Source organism: Sulfurovum sp. (assembly GCA_026990595.1).
Classification (GTDB): domain Bacteria; phylum Campylobacterota; class Campylobacteria; order Campylobacterales; family Sulfurovaceae; genus Sulfurovum.
The window spans coordinates 1-18662 of sequence record JALXCZ010000036.1 but is presented as its reverse complement, the minus strand read 5'-3'; the positions used below and the strand labels follow the sequence as shown (position 1 = coordinate 18662).

Sequence of the window (18662 nt, the reverse complement as noted above, 5' to 3'; positions counted from 1 at the left end):
ATTATCATTCTTTTTCCGTAGGGTGTTGTCCCATGACAACACCTTTAAAAGCTATTGTTTAAACATCTCCTCAGCCAATTTTGCTTCCATGACACCCTTCATAGTAAGCCCACCTTCTTCAGAGATATACTGTTCGCTTTTAAGCATTTTAAAAACAGCCTTACACTCTTTCATATCAAACATACCTGTATCTACAAGCATTTTTTGTATATCTTTGAGTGTCTCATCCGGCTCTTTTTTCATAAGTGCCAAAAGACAAACACGTTCTACAACATTTTCTTCATTCATTGACTAATGTAAATCCTCATTTAATTTCACTTCTCTTGTACTTCTTCTGGCAATGATCTCACCTGTAAGAGAGTTCTGTCTGAAGTGGATACCGTTAAGACCCTGCAGTTCTTCACCTTTAAAGGTTGTTTTGTTATCAAGTGTGGACTCAGGGTTTGCAGCTTTTATCTTCTCCAACTCTTCAGGAGCGATCTTGATCTTCGTACCTGCCAAAATGGTAATTCCTGCATCTACGATACATGCATCACCAAGAGGAAGACCGGTGACTGAGTTGGCACCAAGCAGTGTATTCTCACCGATACTGATAGGGTTACCATCCGTTCCGGAGAGTACACCAAGAATACTTGCCCCGCCACCTACATCTGAGCCTGCACCTACGATTGCAGAACTGGAAATTCTACCTTCTACCATCACCGGTCCAAGAGTACCAGCATTAAAGTTGATGTATGAGGCACCAGGCATCACTGTGGTTCCTGCAGCAAGCTGTGCACCCATTCTTACTTTGGATGCTTCAAGAATACGTGTATTGTCTGCAGGAATCACATGCTGCAGGAATCTTGGGAATTTATCTACAGAATCTACCACAGGGTAAGTACCATTCAGTTTCATCTCTATTTCATTCTCTCTGAGATAGTCAAGCTCATACGGTGTATTCCCTACCCATGCGACATTAGATAAAATACCAAATGCACCATTGAGGTTTACTTTTCTGAGTTCAGCTTTACCTAGAGAAAGTGCGTAAAGTTTTAAATACACTGCCTCCACAGACGCTGGATTTACATCTTCAAACAGGAATACAATCCTGAAATCTTTACCGATATCTTCCATCACTGCAAGTGTTTTGATCACCTGTACGTTCTTATGTGCATCACCTGTTGCTTCTGCAAGGTATGGTGCAAAGGCTGCCATAGCATTTTCTACAAAGTTGTCATTGATCGTTGCAACGAACTCAGAACCGGAAAAATCAACCTTGCACTTTGCTTCCTGAAGTGCTTTGATGAAAACTGCCGCAGACCCGAAATTCTCTTTCCAGTTAATAAGCCCAAAATTTGCCTGAAGTACTTTCTCCGCATTTTTCTGCCCTCTGTCTACTCTTGCAATAGCAAATGCCATTGGCTCTCTGTAACCTTTCTGTGCAGTAACCTCTGCTACCAGTTTTTTAAACGCATCTGTTGATGCTACTGTTTCAATTGCCATAAAAATCTCCTAAAAATAATTAGAGATATTATACTTTTTTTAATTTAATAGTAAGATAGAGAGGGTACAATTCGCCTATGAAGAAATATTTACGGGGACATACCAAACAGTACTTTTCACTGTCAGTGATAGCGATGTATTCAACATTACACAGGTTGAGCCGATGTGACAGCAACTATCAGTACCATGACCATGCCTTCAAAATAGAAGAGTATAAAACTTCACCTCCTGCATTAACACTATAACTTTATTTCTCGTTCCCACGGTCTCCGTGGGAATGCATACGGCACTATAAATTACATCCAAATTCAATTCCACCGTTAAGTGGTAATAAAAACACAATTTACTCATTTTGCATCTAGCAATGGGTAGGCATTATTTTAAAATTTAAATATGCATTCCCACGCAAAGCATGGGAACGAGTAAAAACCTACAAAAAATAAGGAAAAACAAAATGAAAATTAAACCACTCTGCCTAATTACAGCTACACTGCTTTTAACAAACAGCACTTTTGCAGATGAAACCTTAGAGCCGATCACGGTTATCTCTACAAATAAAACCCCTCAATCCATTAAAGACACTACTTCACAAGTAACAGTGATCACAGCTGAAGAGATAGAAGAGAATGGCTATCAGACTGTTTCTCAGGCTATCAGTACAGTAGCCGGTATCTCGGTAAACCATGCCGGTGGCTTAGGACAAAGTACCTCTTTCTTTGTCAGAGGAGCTGACTCAGGGAAAGTACTTGTCCTTTTAGACGGCATGCGTTTAAATGATCCAAGCACAACCAATGGTACAGCCCTTCTTGAAAGTCTTACAACAAGCAACATCGAACGCATTGAGATTATCAAAGGCGGCAGCAGCAGTATTTGGGGTTCCAATGCCAGTGCAGGGGTGATCAACATCATCACAAAAGGAGCAAAAGACGGACTACACGGTTCACTCGCATTGCGTTACGGCTCTTATACAACAAAAGGTGCTGATGCAGACCTTATGTATAAAGATGAGAAGATTACAGCACAGGTCATAGCTTCTTATTTGAAAACAAACGGTTTTTCTGCACTGACACCAAGATCGGCAGAAGATGACGGATATGAAAATAAAAATTACACTATAAAACTTGGATATGCTTTCGATACCTATAACAAGATAGATATTCATTACAATCGTATCAAGACCAAAACAGAGTATGATGACAGTTTTTCTGCACGACATGCTAACGATGACTACTCTCATGCAACATCTGACCAAAGCAATATTGCATTGGATTATTATTTTACTCTTGATAATTACAGTACTATTTTACATGCCAGTAAAGGGAAATATAACAGAGACTATTACACAACAGGATTCTATGGTGACGGACATAATGTTTACAAAGCAACATTAAAAGAGTATACATTTATCAATGCATATTCTTATACAAACGGTAAAGCTGTACTTGGTTTAGAGTATAAAGACATAGACGGATTTAACCAATATAATACCTTTCCTAAGAGTCAGGCAGACTACAGCAACAAAGCTGTTTACCTGTCAAATACCTACAATATCAATCATAATACACTTTTGGAAACCAATCTCAGATATGACAACTATAGTACATTTAACAACAAAGCAACCTATAAAATAGGTCTGAAGCATCATCATGATTTTCTGGAAGGATTTACCACTTCTGCAAATTATTATACATCCTATGATGCACCCAGCTCTTATCAATTGGCTAATACTATCTTTGGTACCTCACTTAAACCAAGTTATACCAAAGGGTTTGATATTTCCGCAGACTATAAAAAGCTTCTTTCTATAACTTACTTTAACAATAAAGTGGAAGATAGTATTGATTACGATATGACTAATTTTGGTTATTATAATGTGAGTGGAAAATCAAAATTTTCAGGTTTGGAACTCTCAGGAAGCTATGCTGTCGCATCATTAAACCTTAATCTCTCTGCAAATTATACACACCTCTTTAAATACAAAAAAGAAGATGGAACAAATCTTGTCAGACGTGCAAAAGACACTATTAATGCAGCAATAGATTATTATACAGATACCAATACACACTTTGGTATCAATGCCAAGTATATCGGTGATCGTGTAGATACAGACGGTGGCTATCCTGTTGCATCCAATGTTTCAACAGGAAACTATACGTTATGGAATCTTAATTTCGGTACAAAGATCATGAAAAATTTAGATGTATCCATTCATGCCAAAAATATTTTCGATAAAGAGTATCAATCTGTTTACGGATACGCAACTGAAGGCAGAGCGATCTACGCTAAGATCAAATACAGCTTTTAGGTATAATCACTTATGCTAACTCTACTTCCGGAATGGTTCATCAGATATAAATTTTTCAACTCCCTCTTTTTGGGATTGAGTGTAGGAGCCATCTTTACGCTGTATGCACCGCTTAAGCCTTCCGTCTATTCACTTGGCGGAGTAGTGCTTGCTTTAGGGATGCTTTTTATTGCAAGACTCTACCATACCATTCTCAATACCAAATGGTTTTTCAGGATCTCTCTTTTTGTAGAGATCATTCTGCTTTTGGCTATGCTCTATTTTCTTTCCTCTCCCTACACTTATCAAACAGCACTTATCATTTATATAGGATATCAGATCACCTTTGTTTTCGGCTCTTACCTTGTAAGGGCAGAAACACTGTTACTTAAAACAGATATACTCTTAACCAGACTTGATACGGTGAAACAATTAGGATACCTTTTAGGTATGGGTGTCTCCTATCTTTTCTATAAGATCATAGCACACTATGGTATTGTAAGTAATCAGAATCAAGTCTATTTTTTGCATTTTTTACTTGTTGGCATTGAGATCGTTGTAATACTATTAATTTTAAAAAGTTTTAAACGCGTACAGTAAAGGAAATTTCTAATATATAATAGCAATGATTAAGGTATTATATCTTACCATATCTACCAATATTACCGCACTAATCCCAAGGAATAATTTATGAGACACCTACTTCTAGCCCTACTTCTGATACACACAGCAAATGCGGGAGAAAAAGCAATGCAAAATACTTCTCTCTATCTTTCCATATTTTTTTTAATATTGTTTATAGTAAGTATTTATGCCTTTTATGTTAATAAGTGCAATCAGAAAAATATCCTGCTTCAGGAGAAAGAAAAAGAGATCATAGCATTGCATCAACGTCATGCAGAACAGGAAAAAGAGTATTTTACAAAAGAATCTGAAAGAGAGAAAGAAATACTTTCCCTGAACCATACTATTGAAAACATGGAACGAAAACTACAGGAAGGAACCAAAAATCAAGTTGTGGCGAAAATAGAATCCCTGCAAAAAAAGCGTCAGAACAAACAAAACCACACTTCAGATTCATAGGAGGTCAGTATGGCAGATACATTCACACAGCTTACACCGGTAGTTCCACAAGAAACTTCATCGAAAAGAGACAAAAATGATACTTCAGAACAAGCTAAAGTGCAGGTAGCCATAGCTCTTAGTGCACTTGATACACTTTATAAAGAAAATATAAGCGCATATGCTAAAGAACTTCATAACCATACACGTAAAATAGAAAATCTACATGCTCAGCTTCTACTACTTCATAAAGAAAAAGAGCCTCATGCCAATGCCTTGCTCTCAACAGAAAAAGAAGTGGACTATGCACTACGTCTTCTTGAAAGGCTTACAGAGGAATGGTGCCAAAAATCTATAGTGATCAGTGAGCTTGAAAGTGAACTTACCCACCTTGAACATACATCTAAAGAGCGTGAAAAAATACTTAAAAATAGAAATGAGATATTGAAAAAATTACAAATTGAAATTGAAGATATTGAATTGTCTTTACTTGAACATGAACTTCAAAAACAAAATATGCTACTTCTCCTGGAGCCAATTGAGCGTAAGATCACTACATTAGAACAATCTATAAAAAAGCTGGAATCGGAGAAACATTACATCGAATCATACCATCTTCATCAACTCTCACCAACTATTAAAAATTCCAAAACGACTTTAACATCATAGTATATATAATTTAAACATGAATCATATGGAAAAGGGAAGTAAGTAGTAAAGGGAAGCCCCTTTACTTATAAAAATTAATGCGCCAAAGACTTGATCGCCTCTTTTGCTGCTGCTTTTTTAAGAGGATTTGAGCCAACTGCTTTTTGGGCAGCCATATCAACAGCTTTGTCTTTGAGAGATGGCTCTTTTGTTTTGGTAGCACCTTTGACAACTTTGTCTACAACACCTGAACTACCCTCTGCATCACCCTGCATCACTTTATCTGCTACTGCACCTTTTACTTTATCAGCCATACTGGGCTCACCTACTACCTTGTCAGCTACTTTTTTGGCTACTGCCTGTTTTACGGGGTCATCGCCTGCAACCTTCTTGATCACTGTCTCTTTCACTTGTGCTTTAGCTTTGGAAACTGCTACGTCTTTTACTATACCTGTTGCCATATCGGCAAAAAGTGCTGAAGCTGCCACCATTGAAATTAATATTATTTTATTCATTCTATTTTCCTTTTTTATAAATGAGCTTTATTATATTGTTATCACATTAACAAAGCATTAATCATGATAATCAACAATCCCATATTCATCACCGTAATACTCTTTTGCAAATCGTTTTGCATCCAAATAGTCACGTGCATCTCCTTCTACATACACAGGTGTTCCTACTCTTGCCCATCGATACATTTTTTGTGCAAAACCGTTCTTAAGACGAATACATCCGTGTGAAGCAGGTCTGTTGGGTACATACCCCAGATGCATCGCAATACCACTATTTGTCAGACGCATCATATAGGGCATTTTTGCTCCACCATTTGGTTTTGGCCAGAGGTTTGAAACATGTTTACGTTTTTTTTGAAGTATCTTGAATTCACCGTTTGGAGTTTCTCTGCCTATTTTCCCCGATGAGATACGCCCTTCAAATACTATATACCCATCTTCTATCGCATAGGCTTTCTGCTCAGAGAGATCAACTACTATTTCCTGATATGCCCAAAGAGGTATTGATATAATCAATAACCCAAAAAGTATCCCTCTTATCTTATATCTCATAGTGTATTCTCCTAACTCTTTTTAAGTCTAACTTTTTTCTGTGAAGAAATTGTGCATCATTTCACAGTCGTCTCTATATAGGCACACCCTCTTGATGTAGCTGTCGCACCGGTTCCGGTGAGTGTACCTACATTTATCGTTACATCCGTACCGCTTATGCTGCCTGAGGTGTCAGAAATAGCCGCACAATCACAGACCGTCGCTATATCCTGAATGACTTTCCCCGATCTGACATACATTAGGTTGTCCTTCCCGTTGCCTGCAAGCGAATCATTTATCTTGACATTGTCTGCATTCCCCTCCCCTGTATTATCTACCGTAAAACAATAACGGATCGTGGCACCGGGAATACGTTTTGGATGTGTAGCATTTACTCCGTCTGCTGTAACGATAGAGGTTTTGGTGATGTGCATATCGGGCATGGCTGTGTTACTGAGAGTGATAGAATTGGTCTGTCCGGCATTGGTATTGGTATCTCGGGTAGGTATATAGTTTGTACAGTTTGTTGCTTTTTTACTTGCAACCGTTGTAGCAGAAAGTTCCCAGCATAGAGAAGTATCACTGTCATTTGCATTGGGAGTCAAGGCGATGGACTCACCTGTACCTGCCCCACTTAGTCGGCTATTTTCACCCCCACTCCAGTTTACCGTTACCCCAAGTTGGCTTGTAGATATGCTATCTACAGCTCCTCCACTCCCATAAGCCATGTAATCACTTGGAATAACACTGAGTGGCTGATTGTCCACAATGGTAATATCTGTATTTACGGGTCGATATAAAGAAACATCATCTCCCCCATTATTCAATATCTCTGAACGCCCTATATAAAAATGATGTACATTTCCAACAGTACTATCTGTACCACTGCCGATATGTAAAATCACATAATCGCCTGTACTGACTGTATGTTTTGGGAAACGGTAATGATGACTTGCTCCATCTTGATCTGTGAAAAGATAATTTTTCAGATCACCCCCTTGTGTCACATAAAACTCTACAAACTCATCATTGTTGCTGCCATTTGTTGTTTGCCGGTAAAGTACTTCATTTATCACCAGTTCTGCCGGTGTAACCGGATCATTCAGCATTACCCAATAGGCTACTTCTTCAGTCGTGTGGGTACGTGTAGTATCTCCTTGTACCGTTTCTTCATCAATCCCCATATCCAATGATGTACCAAACGGTGCTGCACCATAGAGGACTGCCCATCCTCCTTGTCCGCCATCTTCAGCTTCCTGATGCACAATGCCGTCCGTATATGCCTTATCCAGAGTATAACTGTAAGGTGGGTTGTTGCCAATACCCCGAATACTGTCTCCCCCATAGTTCACCGCCATAGAAAAGTCTTCCAGTTCATAGATCCCGGCTTCAGCTACAAAATAACCCAAAGTTTCATTATTACGGGTTTGCCCTATCTGTCCTACATGCTTTCCTACACATATTCTGTTATTACTTTGAAAGGGTCTTCTGTTTCTGTTTTGACAGTTAAAAGACCAAAAAATCGAAAATCTATGATCATTATAACTCATCACCTGACCAAGTACTGCGGGCTTTGTATAGGACTGTGTCACACTGCCCGTAACCTCTTCTGCTCTTGCTGCACTCCAGTTATTTGGGCTTGTATTTCCATTGGTATTATCTGAGAGTACCTTGTGTGCTTCGTATTTAAAGGGAATTGTATAGCTACCTTCATCTGAGATGATACAGTAGACATCCGTACTGTAACCGGGATCACTGTCATTTGGATGCTGAATTTTCACCTGAAAATTGCTGGAATTAATATTCCTGATGCGTACTACTGCTTCATTATCTGTTTTGTTTGCCAGAACATTGGTACATACTACTATGGCATCACTGTAACTGTTACCTAGATTGACCGTTTGCCAACTGTAACCAACTCCACTTATTCTCTGATATTCCAAGTCTGAGGTAATAACTTCTGCCTGAAGAAACAAGGAGAAGAAAGAAGCAATAAATAACCAAAATATTCCTCTCATAGCCATCTCACTTTATATCTACTTCAAAATACCCACACTCTTTAGAGTTGTCACTCACACTTCCATAGTCAAGCTTTACAGGATTTACTCCATCTGCAGTACCGTTTGCACCATTACTACTTGCAGAAGAAACACCTATACAGTCACAGTCCCCACTTTGTATCTGAAGATTCTTAATAGATGCTGCATCAAAATCACTTGATACAGTATCTTCTACTATTACATTATCCATAGTATCATCCGTAGTATTGTCTACCAATAAGGCATACCGTATAGTAGCTCCAGGAATTCTTTTTGGTTTTGTAGTACCATTAACAGGATCATTTATTACACAAGATGTTTTGGAAAGATCAGGAAGACAATGAAAAAAGCGGGAAGAGGGGACAATTTCCATACTGCCTCCCGGTCGTTTCCAGTAAAGATAGTAGTTGTCTCCACCATTTCGTTCTTCCTGATAGAAACGTATCTTATGCCATCCTGCCTGTGCATCTACATTGATCACATATTCTGCATGATTATGTTTTCCATGTCCTCCATACCATCCGGTAATAAGTTTATCATCAAGATAAACTTCTACAGCATCATCTCCATCTACCCCAAACTGGTAGATACCTGTATCCGGAAGATAAATATATCCATGAAATTTACTCCAATACTTATCATTATTCCCATATGGATTGCCACTTCCATTGATCTGATCTTGGTATCCGCTTCCAAATGGATTAGTATTGTTTTGTCTTAATGTAATAAATTCATATTCATCTTTTGGATGGGCATCATTCTGATGAAATGTCTGCATACCTATCTTGGGTACAGGTGTTTGACATGCCGGGCTTACAGGAGTCAAATGCCTATATGGACGATAGACGATATCCTTACCTTGATCAATATTAGAGGTGTTATATGTATTCTGATCATAATGGCTTGAATCTTCTTTGACACCTATCGTAGCAGAATTTCCATCCGCATCATTGTTGTTATCATCTTTATATCTATATTTAATTGTACCATCTTTATAGAGGGCAATTTGAAATGTATATTGTGAATTACTGTTACCATAGCGTGGTACTTCATTCCAATAGACAACAAAATGTTTACCATCTCCAGATCCTAAAGTATCATATTTTATTGTCTTTTTTGTACCGCTGGCACTTGGATAAAGATCATCCCAGTAAGGTACTATAGCATTATCGGGCGTACTTGAACTGTTTAACTGACGATTGGTGTAATCTGCTGCTGCAGATCGCTCACTGTCATTGTTGAAAGCACCACTTGTACGCAAATAAAGTATCCCATTAGATGAAATAATTATTTCATTGTAAGTGCTCCCATTAAAAGGAAAACTGAATCCTATAGGAACATGTTCGTCCAACGCATCATCATACACTCCACTTGAGCGATGATAATCACTATGAAATGCTGTGGATACATTTTCAAATCCGTTAGCATTACCACCTAAATCAGGGCCGATACTTTTTGCCAAATATTGCAATGGAGCTGCAGAAAGTAAAGAAGAAAATATTATTATAAAAAATATTATTTTACTTTTTTCTACCATGACATTAACCTAACCATATCTTTCAAACTCTTCTGATCGAACTTCATTTTAAACTGCAAATACGGTCCTTCTATGCGGTAGGTCTGCAAAGAGAAATCCCTGTCTTCAAAACCTTCCCAGTTATACCCCAGAGTAAGAAGCATATTTTCAAAAATGTTATATCCTGTATAGAGTCCAAAACCATAATCCCAGTTGTCTGCACTTTGTGCATAAAGAACAGATCCCTGTGCACCTATCATCCATTTTTCTGTCAGGTCATAACGGGTATCTATACCGAAAAGTTGTGTAATCCCGGTATGTTCATAAGACTCTACCGTATCTGCTACATACTTTATACCATGCTGGAACGAGATCTCAAAATCATTACTTGGTGTGTAGTTTAAATTGAGATTATTAATGATCTTTTCTGTTCTTATTCTTGTAGTCAGCCCTGTCGAATCACTTGTTTCAACTGTAGTATTATGGATATAGTCCAGCTTATCCAGCACTATCCAGTTTGTTTGTTGGGGTCTGTAGGCAAGAGAGAAGCGCAGATTCGCATCTTTTTGGCTTTTAAAATCATTATAGACTTTATTGTAGCCTGCACTTAATGCCAGTGCCAGTGCTTCATTTGCCTGGGTATAGATCCCTGCGGTGATATTATATTTATTTTCTTTCCCACCATTTCTGTATTCACCGTTGATCAGAGCCGTCCATGTGTCTGTATGATAATTGACCCCTAAACGGTAGGCATCGAATGTATCTTCTTCATCAGTGAGATTACCATCAAGAAGCTGACCTTTTTCATATCCTATATTAAAACTCCAGTTCTTGTTGAACTGATAGGTTTGCATCATACCCAGTGTATTGTAAATACGTGTGGTGTCATTGCTAAATTCACTGACGGTCGTATTTTCAAACGTCATACCAGACCAAGGTCTGTAACGCAGTCCTACACGTCCAAGCTCATGGTCATCCCGCCCTTTTGCCCATTCGTAATTGGCAAAAAGATTTACATTTGATGTCACGGCATAATCAACACCCACTGTTGTCTTGGTAGGGAAAAGCTTGTCTTCATCTTTTCCAAAAGAGTGATCATGAGTCACTGAAAGTTTCAACCTCTGATCAAAGAAAGCATAAGAAGCCCCCAGTAATATTTGGTGTACTGCTGCACTGTCTGTATTGTTTGCATATCTGTATCCCATATAGGCAGACCACAAAGTCTGATTCATCTGTACCCTTGTCTCAAATACATCCTGGTCTTTATCATTCAACAGATCCGTATCTCTATAGGCTGAAGCTTTAAGAAGAAGACGGTTTTCAAATGTTTTTGTGGCATCCAACCCGAACTTCCTTGTAGCACCCAGACTGGAACTTATCTGACCCAAGCCAAAAGCATCTTCCTGTTCACGGTAATACCCTCTGACATAGAGCCCGTTTGCGATATATTCTATTTCTGCCAGTTTCGCATCACCATAGGTCGTATTGCCGTCCTGTGTGGTTTTTGTTTTTGCATACTCAGCTTTCATCACTGTATGTGTGCCCACTTTAACAGTAGTATCTGCTCCGTAGAGTTCACTCTTCTTTTTTGCCGTATCTTCATAGATGTAGCTTCCGCCTACTTCCACTGCACCACCATGTACCTTTACAGCGGCTCTGCCGCCATAGGTATAATGTTTGCTCCCGTCACCTTCTGTCTCATAATCCACCACGATGAATCTGGGGTTGAAATTTTTATCATTACTGTAGATCGGCTCTTTGAAATAGAGTGTCCCCCTGTCATAGTCGATCTCATAATCTCTAAATCTCTGCAGACTTTTTTTCTCAATGATACGTTCATTATGATAACGGTCTCTAACCTCTATGGTTACAGATTCACTGTTACGCACAACAGGTTTGTTTTTAAGGTGGTAGAAACCAGAAGTTCCGTCCCCTCTTATCTCGTCTTTCATAAAAAGTTGGTCTGTATGTGCTGCAAAAGCATTGACCTCCAGATTCTCTCCATGGTATTCACTTTTGATCCCTGTCATACGTCGAGAATACTGTGAAAGTTCTGTGACAGTCATATCTGTATTAAAGTCACCCAAAAGTGCAGAAAAACGCTCTTTTTCTATTTTGAGATAGAGTTTTTTTCTCGAAGATGCTTCATAATTCTGTACTGAAGCGTCATTATAAAGCGTATAGTAGGTATTTGGGTCTATCTCATCAAAAAGTTTTGAATTTTTTGTATCTTTGCCACTATCGTATGCCATGGTAAGCAGCCACTCACCTTTAACGCGCCCTTTTGCAAAGAAAGAGACTCTACCCTGGGTAACAACTTTGTCTTCTGCATCGATGGATGCTAAAGATTCTTTATGTCCTTTGAGTGTATTGTAACCTACCGTACCCTCGGCAAATCCTACCATGATCCACTCACGAAGCTGCGGTTTCAGCCATGCACGGATGACTTCGTCTCTGTCTTGTATCTTAAAGTGCAGTGTTGCCGTACCCGACTGTGTTGTCGGTTGCAGTTTAATGTAGGCTATACCATCTGAATCGATGGTATATCTATTTTCACCTGCAGTGCTACCCAGAGGATCTTCCTGCAACTGATCCAGGGCAACCTGTGACTGATACGGACTCTCAATACTGAATGTCCCTGTGATCCCTGTACGAAGCGGATAACCGTCTGCATCTATGAATTTCACCGCAATGACCGGAGAATGTTTACCGTCTGCTACTGCGAATGAGTTTTTCTCCACATATTCTATTTTTGCAGGGGCAGTGGAAACATGCAAAGTGCGTCTTAACAGCTTCAGAAGTCTGTTCTGCTTATCCAATAAACGTACCGTGATGGTATTGGTCTGATCAAGCAGATCCACACCTTTGTAGGTATCTATCACTGTGGAGTTATTACTGTCTGTTACCCTGCCCTCATAGTTAAGCATACTGACTTTTTGCCCGTTCAACCATACTTCAGCTTTTTGATCTTTTTTGTGCACAACAGCTATACGTGTACTGGGAATGCTCGGTACAAATTTCTCAGGCGGCCAGAGTATCTCTGTTTTTCCTCTGAGGTTTCGTAAGTGTCCACGGTTATATTTAGGCATGTGCGGTAAAGATGTAGGTATTTTATAGTCATAGATATCTGCTATTTTACTTTCAACTTTCGTTGCATTGGCATCCTGTTTCACTTTAACGGTACGATCCAAGCAGAAATCCACTCTTTTGAGTGCACCTTTTCCCACATCTACGAACTGCGAAAAGGCGCGTCCTGCAAAACGTGCATGATGGGCATTATCTCCCATAACATAGCCGTTTGGCAGCATATCCTCATCTACCTGAACCACATGTGTACCTGCATCTACACCCTCTATATGGTATTTACCATTCCTGTCTGTCACAACATAGGTACCATTTTCCATATAAAGTCTTACATTGGCTACACCATGTCCTTTTTTATTCTTTTTATAAGCACATTCATACACTTGACCTATAATGATGCCTTTGCTTCGCATCAACTCTTCTTGTATGCGTGTTCTTGCCACTGCTTTGTTGGAACTGAACACACATCTGCGTGCAGCAAAATTTGGTATATTGATTATTTTGTCAGATCCATTAAGTATTTTCGCCATTGGCAGAGGACAGCCTGAATCATTGACCATGGCAACATTTGCTATTTCATGGTTATGTACTCCTGCACCTATTTGGGCTATAAAGGTGATCTTCACACTGCCGTTTGCAGGCAACACAGGAATGATGAAATAAAGATGCTTGCCATCTTTGGAGAGTGTCGGTGTAGTCTTTACCCCATCTATTTTCGCCGTACCACTTTTATATTTTAACCCAAGCGGCATATGGTCATCCACTTGCATATTTCTCAGTACAAAACTCTCATCATTGTGTACAGTTATGGTATAAAGTAGTATTTCGCCTACACTTGCAACCTCTTTATTGACCTGTTTTTCTATCCAGACTTTCAACTCTTTTTGCTGAGCAATAATGGCACTGTCCGTTCGTGCAGCAACCCCCTGGTCATCATATGCAACATCTATATGCTCATCTACTTCAACATGCAGTCTGCCGTCTCCATGGCTGCTACTGCTGTTGGTTAGTACAATATAACCGGTAAATATACCACTGTTGGGAGTTGTCTCTATGAGCCTTACGGTCTCACTATCGCCTGAAGGCGAAGTGATATTTACATCAATAGTATCGCGTACACTACTGTCAACATTCTGATCAGCATCTGTAACTTTAATAAGAGAGAGGTCATCTATATTATAGGCATTGGTATCTGTCATGCCTATAGGCACGGTGGTACTCAGCACTGTGCCGTTTGAAAGTGTGGGTGCCGGCATGGTGTGCCAACTGCCATCACTTCCCAGATAAGCACTTGCGCCCAGCATATGCGTCTGCTCCCCATGCGGATCAGCACTCAAGAACTCTATGGTCGCATCTGTTCCCTCAACGGTAAGATTCACTTCGTTTGAGGTACTGTTCTTGTCTATACTGTTGATGACATAGGTCGATGTTGCCGTGTTGGAGATGATATTTCCTACATTTGCACCCCATAAAACAGAAGAAAGGAGAAAGAGAGACAATAGCATACTGCGTAAATATGTTAATATTATCATCTATTTCTCCTTTCTTTTATTTTATTATTTTTATTAGACCCATTCCCATCATTTCGATGGGAATGAGATGTTAGTTCACTGTTGCTTCTATATAAGCACACTCTCTCTGTCCTGCATTTAGGGGTGTTACTGTAATCTCTACATTTGTTGCACCTGCTGCAACACCTGCGTCTGTACCATCAGCAGTACAGTCACAAGCATTTGTATTTGGCTGTACCGTGTAACCTGCTTTAACTACAGTTAAATCACTTTTATTATCCGCTGTAAAGTCATCTGCAATCTTCACATTATCTGCACTTGCTGAACCGTTGTTATCTACAACAAAACAGTAACGTACCGTTGCACCAGGTATTCTGTGTGGCTTTGCTGCTCCACCTGCAGCATGAACAGGATCTTCTGTAACAATAGATGTTTTCGCCAAACTTAAGTCAGCACTTACTACATGATAAGTTCCTCTATCTGAATAGTCACCATTATTAACAGCATCCGTTTCTCCTGCCCCATCAGCAAACACATCTTGAACAACTGCTGGATCATCTACATCATCATTTGCTTTTGTGCGATTATTGACTGTTGCAGTAAGAACAATAGTTCCGTTATCATCATTATGTACAGTTCCCTGTGCAGGAATATCACACTGTACAGTGACACTTGAATTGGTTTCAGCTGCAATAGTGATTGTTGTTGTAAAGTTAACAAATCCTGCTCCTGCATCGATCTGGCAATTGGTAGGATCAAACTGATCTCCAGAAGCGATATCGGCATAACTTAATGTATACTCTTCCTGGTCATTACCTTTATTGGCAATAGTAAAATGTAAATTTTGGTCTGTTGCACCTGGTGTTACATCTACTGTTTTTGCTGCATCTGTATTTGCTACCTCTACATCTATCTTTCTATCAACTTTAAATCCGGCATCACTTGCATCAACTGCTGTTTGATGAACAGCGTTTACGTCATAACTCAATGTTGCTGTATTGTTAATGTCCGTTCCCGGCGCAGTCATAGCCGCATTTGCCCCTATAAATCCAAACAGCATCACCGATGCTATTACCAAACTCTTTTTCATGAGTAACTCCTTTGTTTCATGATTTTTTCTTGCCATCTCTATCTTCGACAAGCTCAGATACCGTAAAACACTCGGTTCCTGAGCTTGTCGAAGGGAAGAATAGCACCTCTCGTCCTCAAAGTCTAACCCTTGAAGGAAACAGTCTTAAACTGTTCGCCTCAAGGGTCAACCATGATCCTTTAGTTATTGCAATCTAGCTTTGTACTGTACTGTGGTTTTTTTACCACCCTTAAGTTTGGCAACTACCCATTTGATGGTCGTATACTCTTTTGCTTTTGCATGTCTCATTTTCTTTGTCTTTTTGTCTTTGACAAAAAGTTTTTTAGGTTTATTGAATGTTTTACCGCCATCTACCGAGTAGGTCACACTGCATTTGCTTTTACATTTTGCTGTACCTTTGACATAGTTCATATGTGCAGGTATTGCATTGACCACTGTGAGGTTTTGCGCTGTCTCTTTACCTCTGTTTTTTAAAGTATTCATATAAAGTACTACAGAACCGGGTACAACTTTGGTTGCTTTGACCCATTTTGCTTTCTTTTTCTTCACCACTTTCTGGTAAGAGTGTGACTTAATGGTTACATCTGCATACAGACCCATAACCATCACAGACGAGGCTATCATTAAACTTGTAAATAATTTTTTTATCATATTTTTCCTTTTTGATCAATTTTGTCTTCCGATTTTGTCTTCGACAAGCTCAACTTCCCACCGGAAACTGAGCTTATCGAAGCATTAATTAACCTTTACATCAAACTCTACAACATGGGTATCTGATCTGGTCATATCATTCACAGGTACAGCTATGCTATTGGCTGAAAAATGTCCTGCATCAGTAACAGCTGTACCATCAAGTTTAATACTGCCGGGCACATACGTTGTACCTGAGGGAATCACATCTTTAATGACAATATTGCTAACCGTCCCCTCACCTTTGACTGTTGCTTCTATGCGATAATGAATGACCGTACCGGTAAACAGACGGTCACTTGAGAGTGTGGCAGATTTTTTAAGTATCAGATTCAGATGGTTCATCTCATAAGTACACAAAGCACTCTCTACCCCGCCTTTGTATCCGTCTACTGCATAATAGTTCTCTGTACCGTTACTCACATTGTAGTCTTTTCCGGGTATTCCCGAACCGCCTATGGTTGATCTGGCTTCGATCCCGTTATGGGAATACTGCCAGGCAGCAGAAGCAGGAATGTCACTAACAAAGAAGAGTGTTGCTTTCTGGTCTGCTGTCAAGTTAATATCGTTCACCTGTACATCTGCACTGTTGAACACCCCATCACCATCATCAAGAAAGATAAGTCTATTGTCTACTTCAGGGCTTGAGGCATTGGTGTCGGGAGTCAGAGAAAAATTGTCTGTACCGTTTCCTATATTTTCCAGAACAAAAGGCAATGCACGTTTCACTTCACCGTTTTGCACAATGATATTTTGGGTAGATTGGCATACAAGTTCAAGATCCAATACCTGATCGACAACATCAACCAGCGTATTGCTTGTCGTGTTAAAATCAAAACCATTGACCTGATAACTCAACTGTGCCACATTGAGTATCTGTGTACCTGCCGGTACACCTTTAGCAGCAAGGAGAGCACTGAACAAAAAAATTGTACATAGAATTTTACTGAAAAAGTGCATACTCTTGTGATACTCCCTGTTTTTTATTTGTTCGCTCTATATAGAGTGACTGCTTGTCCGTTACTATAATACCATATTTTTTAATGTAAAAAAATAAAATGAACCTGTTTTTCTATAAAATATATATTTTCAATATTCTATTATAGTTAAAAAATGTCAAAAAAATGTCAAAATACGACTGCTGTAACGTTATATGATAGAATTTTCAGAAAAATAAAAATGTCATTTTACATATTATTTTTAAACTTGGAGTGTTTTGTTTGGGAGAATTAAAAAGTGGCTCCGGCACCAGGATTCGAACCTGGGACCAAATGATTAACAGTCATCTACTCTACCGCTGAGCTATGCCGGAATGGTTTGAAAAAGCTGAGTGCTTGTTTCGTGGGTGAGATTATAGACAAAAACATCTTTAATGTCAAGAGTTTTTTAGGCTTTTTTGTAAAATTTTACACCATTTGTCTCAACTGACTTTATTTTCTCACTTTTAAGAAGGTTTTGAAACCTTTTTTGACTCTCTTCATCGAACAAAACTTCTATGTCCTCCATGGTCAAAGGTCGCTTTCTAAGTGTGTCCAATATCTGTTCATTGCTATAACTTGAAGCATTCATCTGAGTTTTTTTACGTGAAGCGATATAGACAGGCAAGGTGCTGTCAAACCAATGGCTGATCTTCAAGAGTTCTTCATAGCTTACAGGTTTTACATCAAAGGCAGGTGGTCTGTCTATGGTACCTATATCTATACGTGTAGGTTGCAGTTTAAGCAGGTAGTCATTGAGTGCTTTTATCTCTTCTGCTTTGTCGTTCAGCGTTTTAACAATGAGTATCTCTATGACCAATGCACCGCTGTAACGCTTTTTAAATGCCAGCATCCCTGCTTTGATGGCTTCTACCTCTATGCCGCTGTGAGAACGGTCAAGCTTTTTAAGGCAGCTTTGCGTTGCACAGTCAAGCGAAAGCTTCACTTCATCAAACTTCAGCAGAGCTTCCTGCACCTTAGGCTCGTCTATGGTCGCAGCATTGGAGAGAATGAGTGTTTTGGTAGAACCCTTGATCTTGTTGATCTCATCTATCAGCGTATTAAGATGCGGATAGAGTGTAGGCTCCCCGTTGGCAGTAATAGTAAGAAAATCAATATCCTCATGCTCTTGCAAGCCCTTCTTGATCGCTTCAACGATCTGCCCAACACTCAACACCTCATCCTGCCCTGTCATCGTCTTGGCAGGCTCAAGCTCACAGTAAAGACAGT

16 protein-coding genes and 1 tRNA gene are annotated in these 18662 nt (G+C 39.4%); 5 read left to right on the top strand and 12 right to left on the bottom strand.

Translation table 11 applies throughout. From position 1 onward, the window contains the following. Positions 1-51: 51 nt before the first annotated feature. Both MVE01_RS07725 and MVE01_RS07720 read right to left on the bottom strand, forming a co-directional pair. Positions 52-288, bottom strand: a complete 237-nt coding sequence (locus MVE01_RS07725) for a hypothetical protein (protein WP_472561606.1) — start codon at positions 286-288, stop codon at positions 52-54. A 3-nt stretch (positions 289-291) separates the two neighbouring features. Further along, positions 292-1485, bottom strand: coding sequence for a tetrahydrodipicolinate N-succinyltransferase N-terminal domain-containing protein (locus tag MVE01_RS07720; RefSeq protein WP_472561605.1), 1194 nt, complete (start codon positions 1483-1485; stop codon positions 292-294). 77 nt (positions 1486-1562) lie between these two features. Here MVE01_RS07720 and MVE01_RS07715 point away from each other — a divergent pair, with 77 nt between their 5' ends. The 5 genes from MVE01_RS07715 (at position 1563) to MVE01_RS07695 (ending at position 5500) form a co-directional block, all read left to right on the top strand. Continuing rightward, positions 1563-1730, top strand: a complete 168-nt coding sequence (locus MVE01_RS07715) for a hypothetical protein (RefSeq protein WP_472561604.1) — start codon at positions 1563-1565, stop codon at positions 1728-1730. Positions 1731-1939: 209 nt separating this feature from the next. Further along, positions 1940-3790 carry a TonB-dependent receptor plug domain-containing protein gene (locus MVE01_RS07710; protein WP_472561603.1) on the top strand — a complete coding sequence of 617 codons (1851 nt, stop codon included), beginning with the start codon at positions 1940-1942 and terminating at the stop codon, positions 3788-3790. A 12-nt stretch (positions 3791-3802) separates the two neighbouring features. Beyond that, the gene (locus MVE01_RS07705) at positions 3803-4369 is read left to right on the top strand and encodes a hypothetical protein (RefSeq protein ID WP_472561602.1); all 567 of its coding nucleotides are present in this window, start codon (positions 3803-3805) and stop codon (positions 4367-4369) included. 90 nt (positions 4370-4459) lie between these two features. Next, positions 4460-4852: a hypothetical protein gene (locus MVE01_RS07700; RefSeq protein ID WP_472561601.1), complete on the top strand. Its 393-nt coding sequence runs from the start codon at positions 4460-4462 to the stop codon at positions 4850-4852. 9 nt (positions 4853-4861) lie between these two features. Next, a complete protein-coding gene (locus MVE01_RS07695; RefSeq protein ID WP_472561600.1) occupies positions 4862-5500 on the top strand; it encodes a hypothetical protein in 639 nt (212 codons plus the stop codon). A 74-nt stretch (positions 5501-5574) separates the two neighbouring features. On the opposite strand, the gene MVE01_RS07690 is transcribed toward MVE01_RS07695, so the two are convergent. The 10 genes from MVE01_RS07690 to MVE01_RS07645 all read right to left on the bottom strand — a co-directional run. Continuing rightward, on the bottom strand, positions 5575-5994 hold the full coding sequence (locus MVE01_RS07690) for a hypothetical protein (RefSeq protein ID WP_472561599.1): 420 nt from the start codon (positions 5992-5994) through the stop codon (positions 5575-5577). A 57-nt stretch (positions 5995-6051) separates the two neighbouring features. Beyond that, positions 6052-6546, bottom strand: coding sequence for a L,D-transpeptidase family protein (locus tag MVE01_RS07685; RefSeq protein WP_472561598.1), 495 nt, complete (start codon positions 6544-6546; stop codon positions 6052-6054). Between the two features lie 56 nt (positions 6547-6602). Continuing rightward, positions 6603-8543 carry a lamin tail domain-containing protein gene (locus MVE01_RS07680; protein ID WP_472561597.1) on the bottom strand — a complete coding sequence of 647 codons (1941 nt, stop codon included), beginning with the start codon at positions 8541-8543 and terminating at the stop codon, positions 6603-6605. 7 nt (positions 8544-8550) lie between these two features. Further along, the gene (locus MVE01_RS07675; protein ID WP_472561596.1) at positions 8551-10101 is read right to left on the bottom strand and encodes a PA14 domain-containing protein; all 1551 of its coding nucleotides are present in this window, start codon (positions 10099-10101) and stop codon (positions 8551-8553) included. Continuing rightward, positions 10095-14696, bottom strand: coding sequence for a hypothetical protein (locus MVE01_RS07670; protein ID WP_472561595.1), 4602 nt, complete (start codon positions 14694-14696; stop codon positions 10095-10097). The genes MVE01_RS07675 and MVE01_RS07670 overlap by 7 nt, the downstream gene beginning before the upstream one ends. A 70-nt stretch (positions 14697-14766) precedes the next feature. Continuing rightward, positions 14767-15765, bottom strand: a complete 999-nt coding sequence (locus MVE01_RS07665; RefSeq protein WP_472561594.1) for a hypothetical protein — start codon at positions 15763-15765, stop codon at positions 14767-14769. 183 nt (positions 15766-15948) lie between these two features. Further along, the gene (locus tag MVE01_RS07660; protein WP_472561593.1) at positions 15949-16416 is read right to left on the bottom strand and encodes a hypothetical protein; all 468 of its coding nucleotides are present in this window, start codon (positions 16414-16416) and stop codon (positions 15949-15951) included. Between the two features lie 84 nt (positions 16417-16500). Then, on the bottom strand, positions 16501-17379 hold the full coding sequence (locus MVE01_RS07655) for a hypothetical protein (protein WP_472561592.1): 879 nt from the start codon (positions 17377-17379) through the stop codon (positions 16501-16503). A 313-nt stretch (positions 17380-17692) separates the two neighbouring features. After that, a tRNA-Asn gene (locus MVE01_RS07650) sits at positions 17693-17767 on the bottom strand. Positions 17768-17841: 74 nt separating this feature from the next. Then, positions 17842-18662 (bottom strand): radical SAM protein (locus MVE01_RS07645; RefSeq protein WP_472561591.1); only part of this gene is annotated, 821 nt, incomplete at its 5' end.

Excerpts from the sequence above, each read along its gene's own strand:
- MVE01_RS07710 (WP_472561603.1), top strand. The coding sequence starts at position 1,940 with ATGAAAATTAAACCACTCTGCCTAATTACAGCTACACTGCTTTTAACA.
- MVE01_RS07675 (WP_472561596.1), bottom strand. The coding sequence starts at position 10,101 with ATGGTAGAAAAAAGTAAAATAATATTTTTTATAATAATATTTTCTTCT.
- MVE01_RS07725 (WP_472561606.1), bottom strand. The coding sequence starts at position 288 with ATGAATGAAGAAAATGTTGTAGAACGTGTTTGTCTTTTGGCACTTATG.
- MVE01_RS07690 (WP_472561599.1), bottom strand. The coding sequence starts at position 5,994 with ATGAATAAAATAATATTAATTTCAATGGTGGCAGCTTCAGCACTTTTT.
- MVE01_RS07685 (WP_472561598.1), bottom strand. The coding sequence starts at position 6,546 with ATGAGATATAAGATAAGAGGGATACTTTTTGGGTTATTGATTATATCA.
- MVE01_RS07695 (WP_472561600.1), top strand. The coding sequence starts at position 4,862 with ATGGCAGATACATTCACACAGCTTACACCGGTAGTTCCACAAGAAACT.
- MVE01_RS07700 (WP_472561601.1), top strand. The coding sequence starts at position 4,460 with ATGAGACACCTACTTCTAGCCCTACTTCTGATACACACAGCAAATGCG.
- MVE01_RS07660 (WP_472561593.1), bottom strand. The coding sequence starts at position 16,416 with ATGATAAAAAAATTATTTACAAGTTTAATGATAGCCTCGTCTGTGATG.
- MVE01_RS07665 (WP_472561594.1), bottom strand. The coding sequence starts at position 15,765 with ATGAAAAAGAGTTTGGTAATAGCATCGGTGATGCTGTTTGGATTTATA.
- MVE01_RS07715 (WP_472561604.1), top strand. The coding sequence starts at position 1,563 with ATGAAGAAATATTTACGGGGACATACCAAACAGTACTTTTCACTGTCA.
- MVE01_RS07680 (WP_472561597.1), bottom strand. The coding sequence starts at position 8,543 with ATGAGAGGAATATTTTGGTTATTTATTGCTTCTTTCTTCTCCTTGTTT.
- MVE01_RS07720 (WP_472561605.1), bottom strand. The coding sequence starts at position 1,485 with ATGGCAATTGAAACAGTAGCATCAACAGATGCGTTTAAAAAACTGGTA.
- MVE01_RS07705 (WP_472561602.1), top strand. The coding sequence starts at position 3,803 with ATGCTAACTCTACTTCCGGAATGGTTCATCAGATATAAATTTTTCAAC.
- MVE01_RS07670 (WP_472561595.1), bottom strand. The coding sequence starts at position 14,696 with ATGATAATATTAACATATTTACGCAGTATGCTATTGTCTCTCTTTCTC.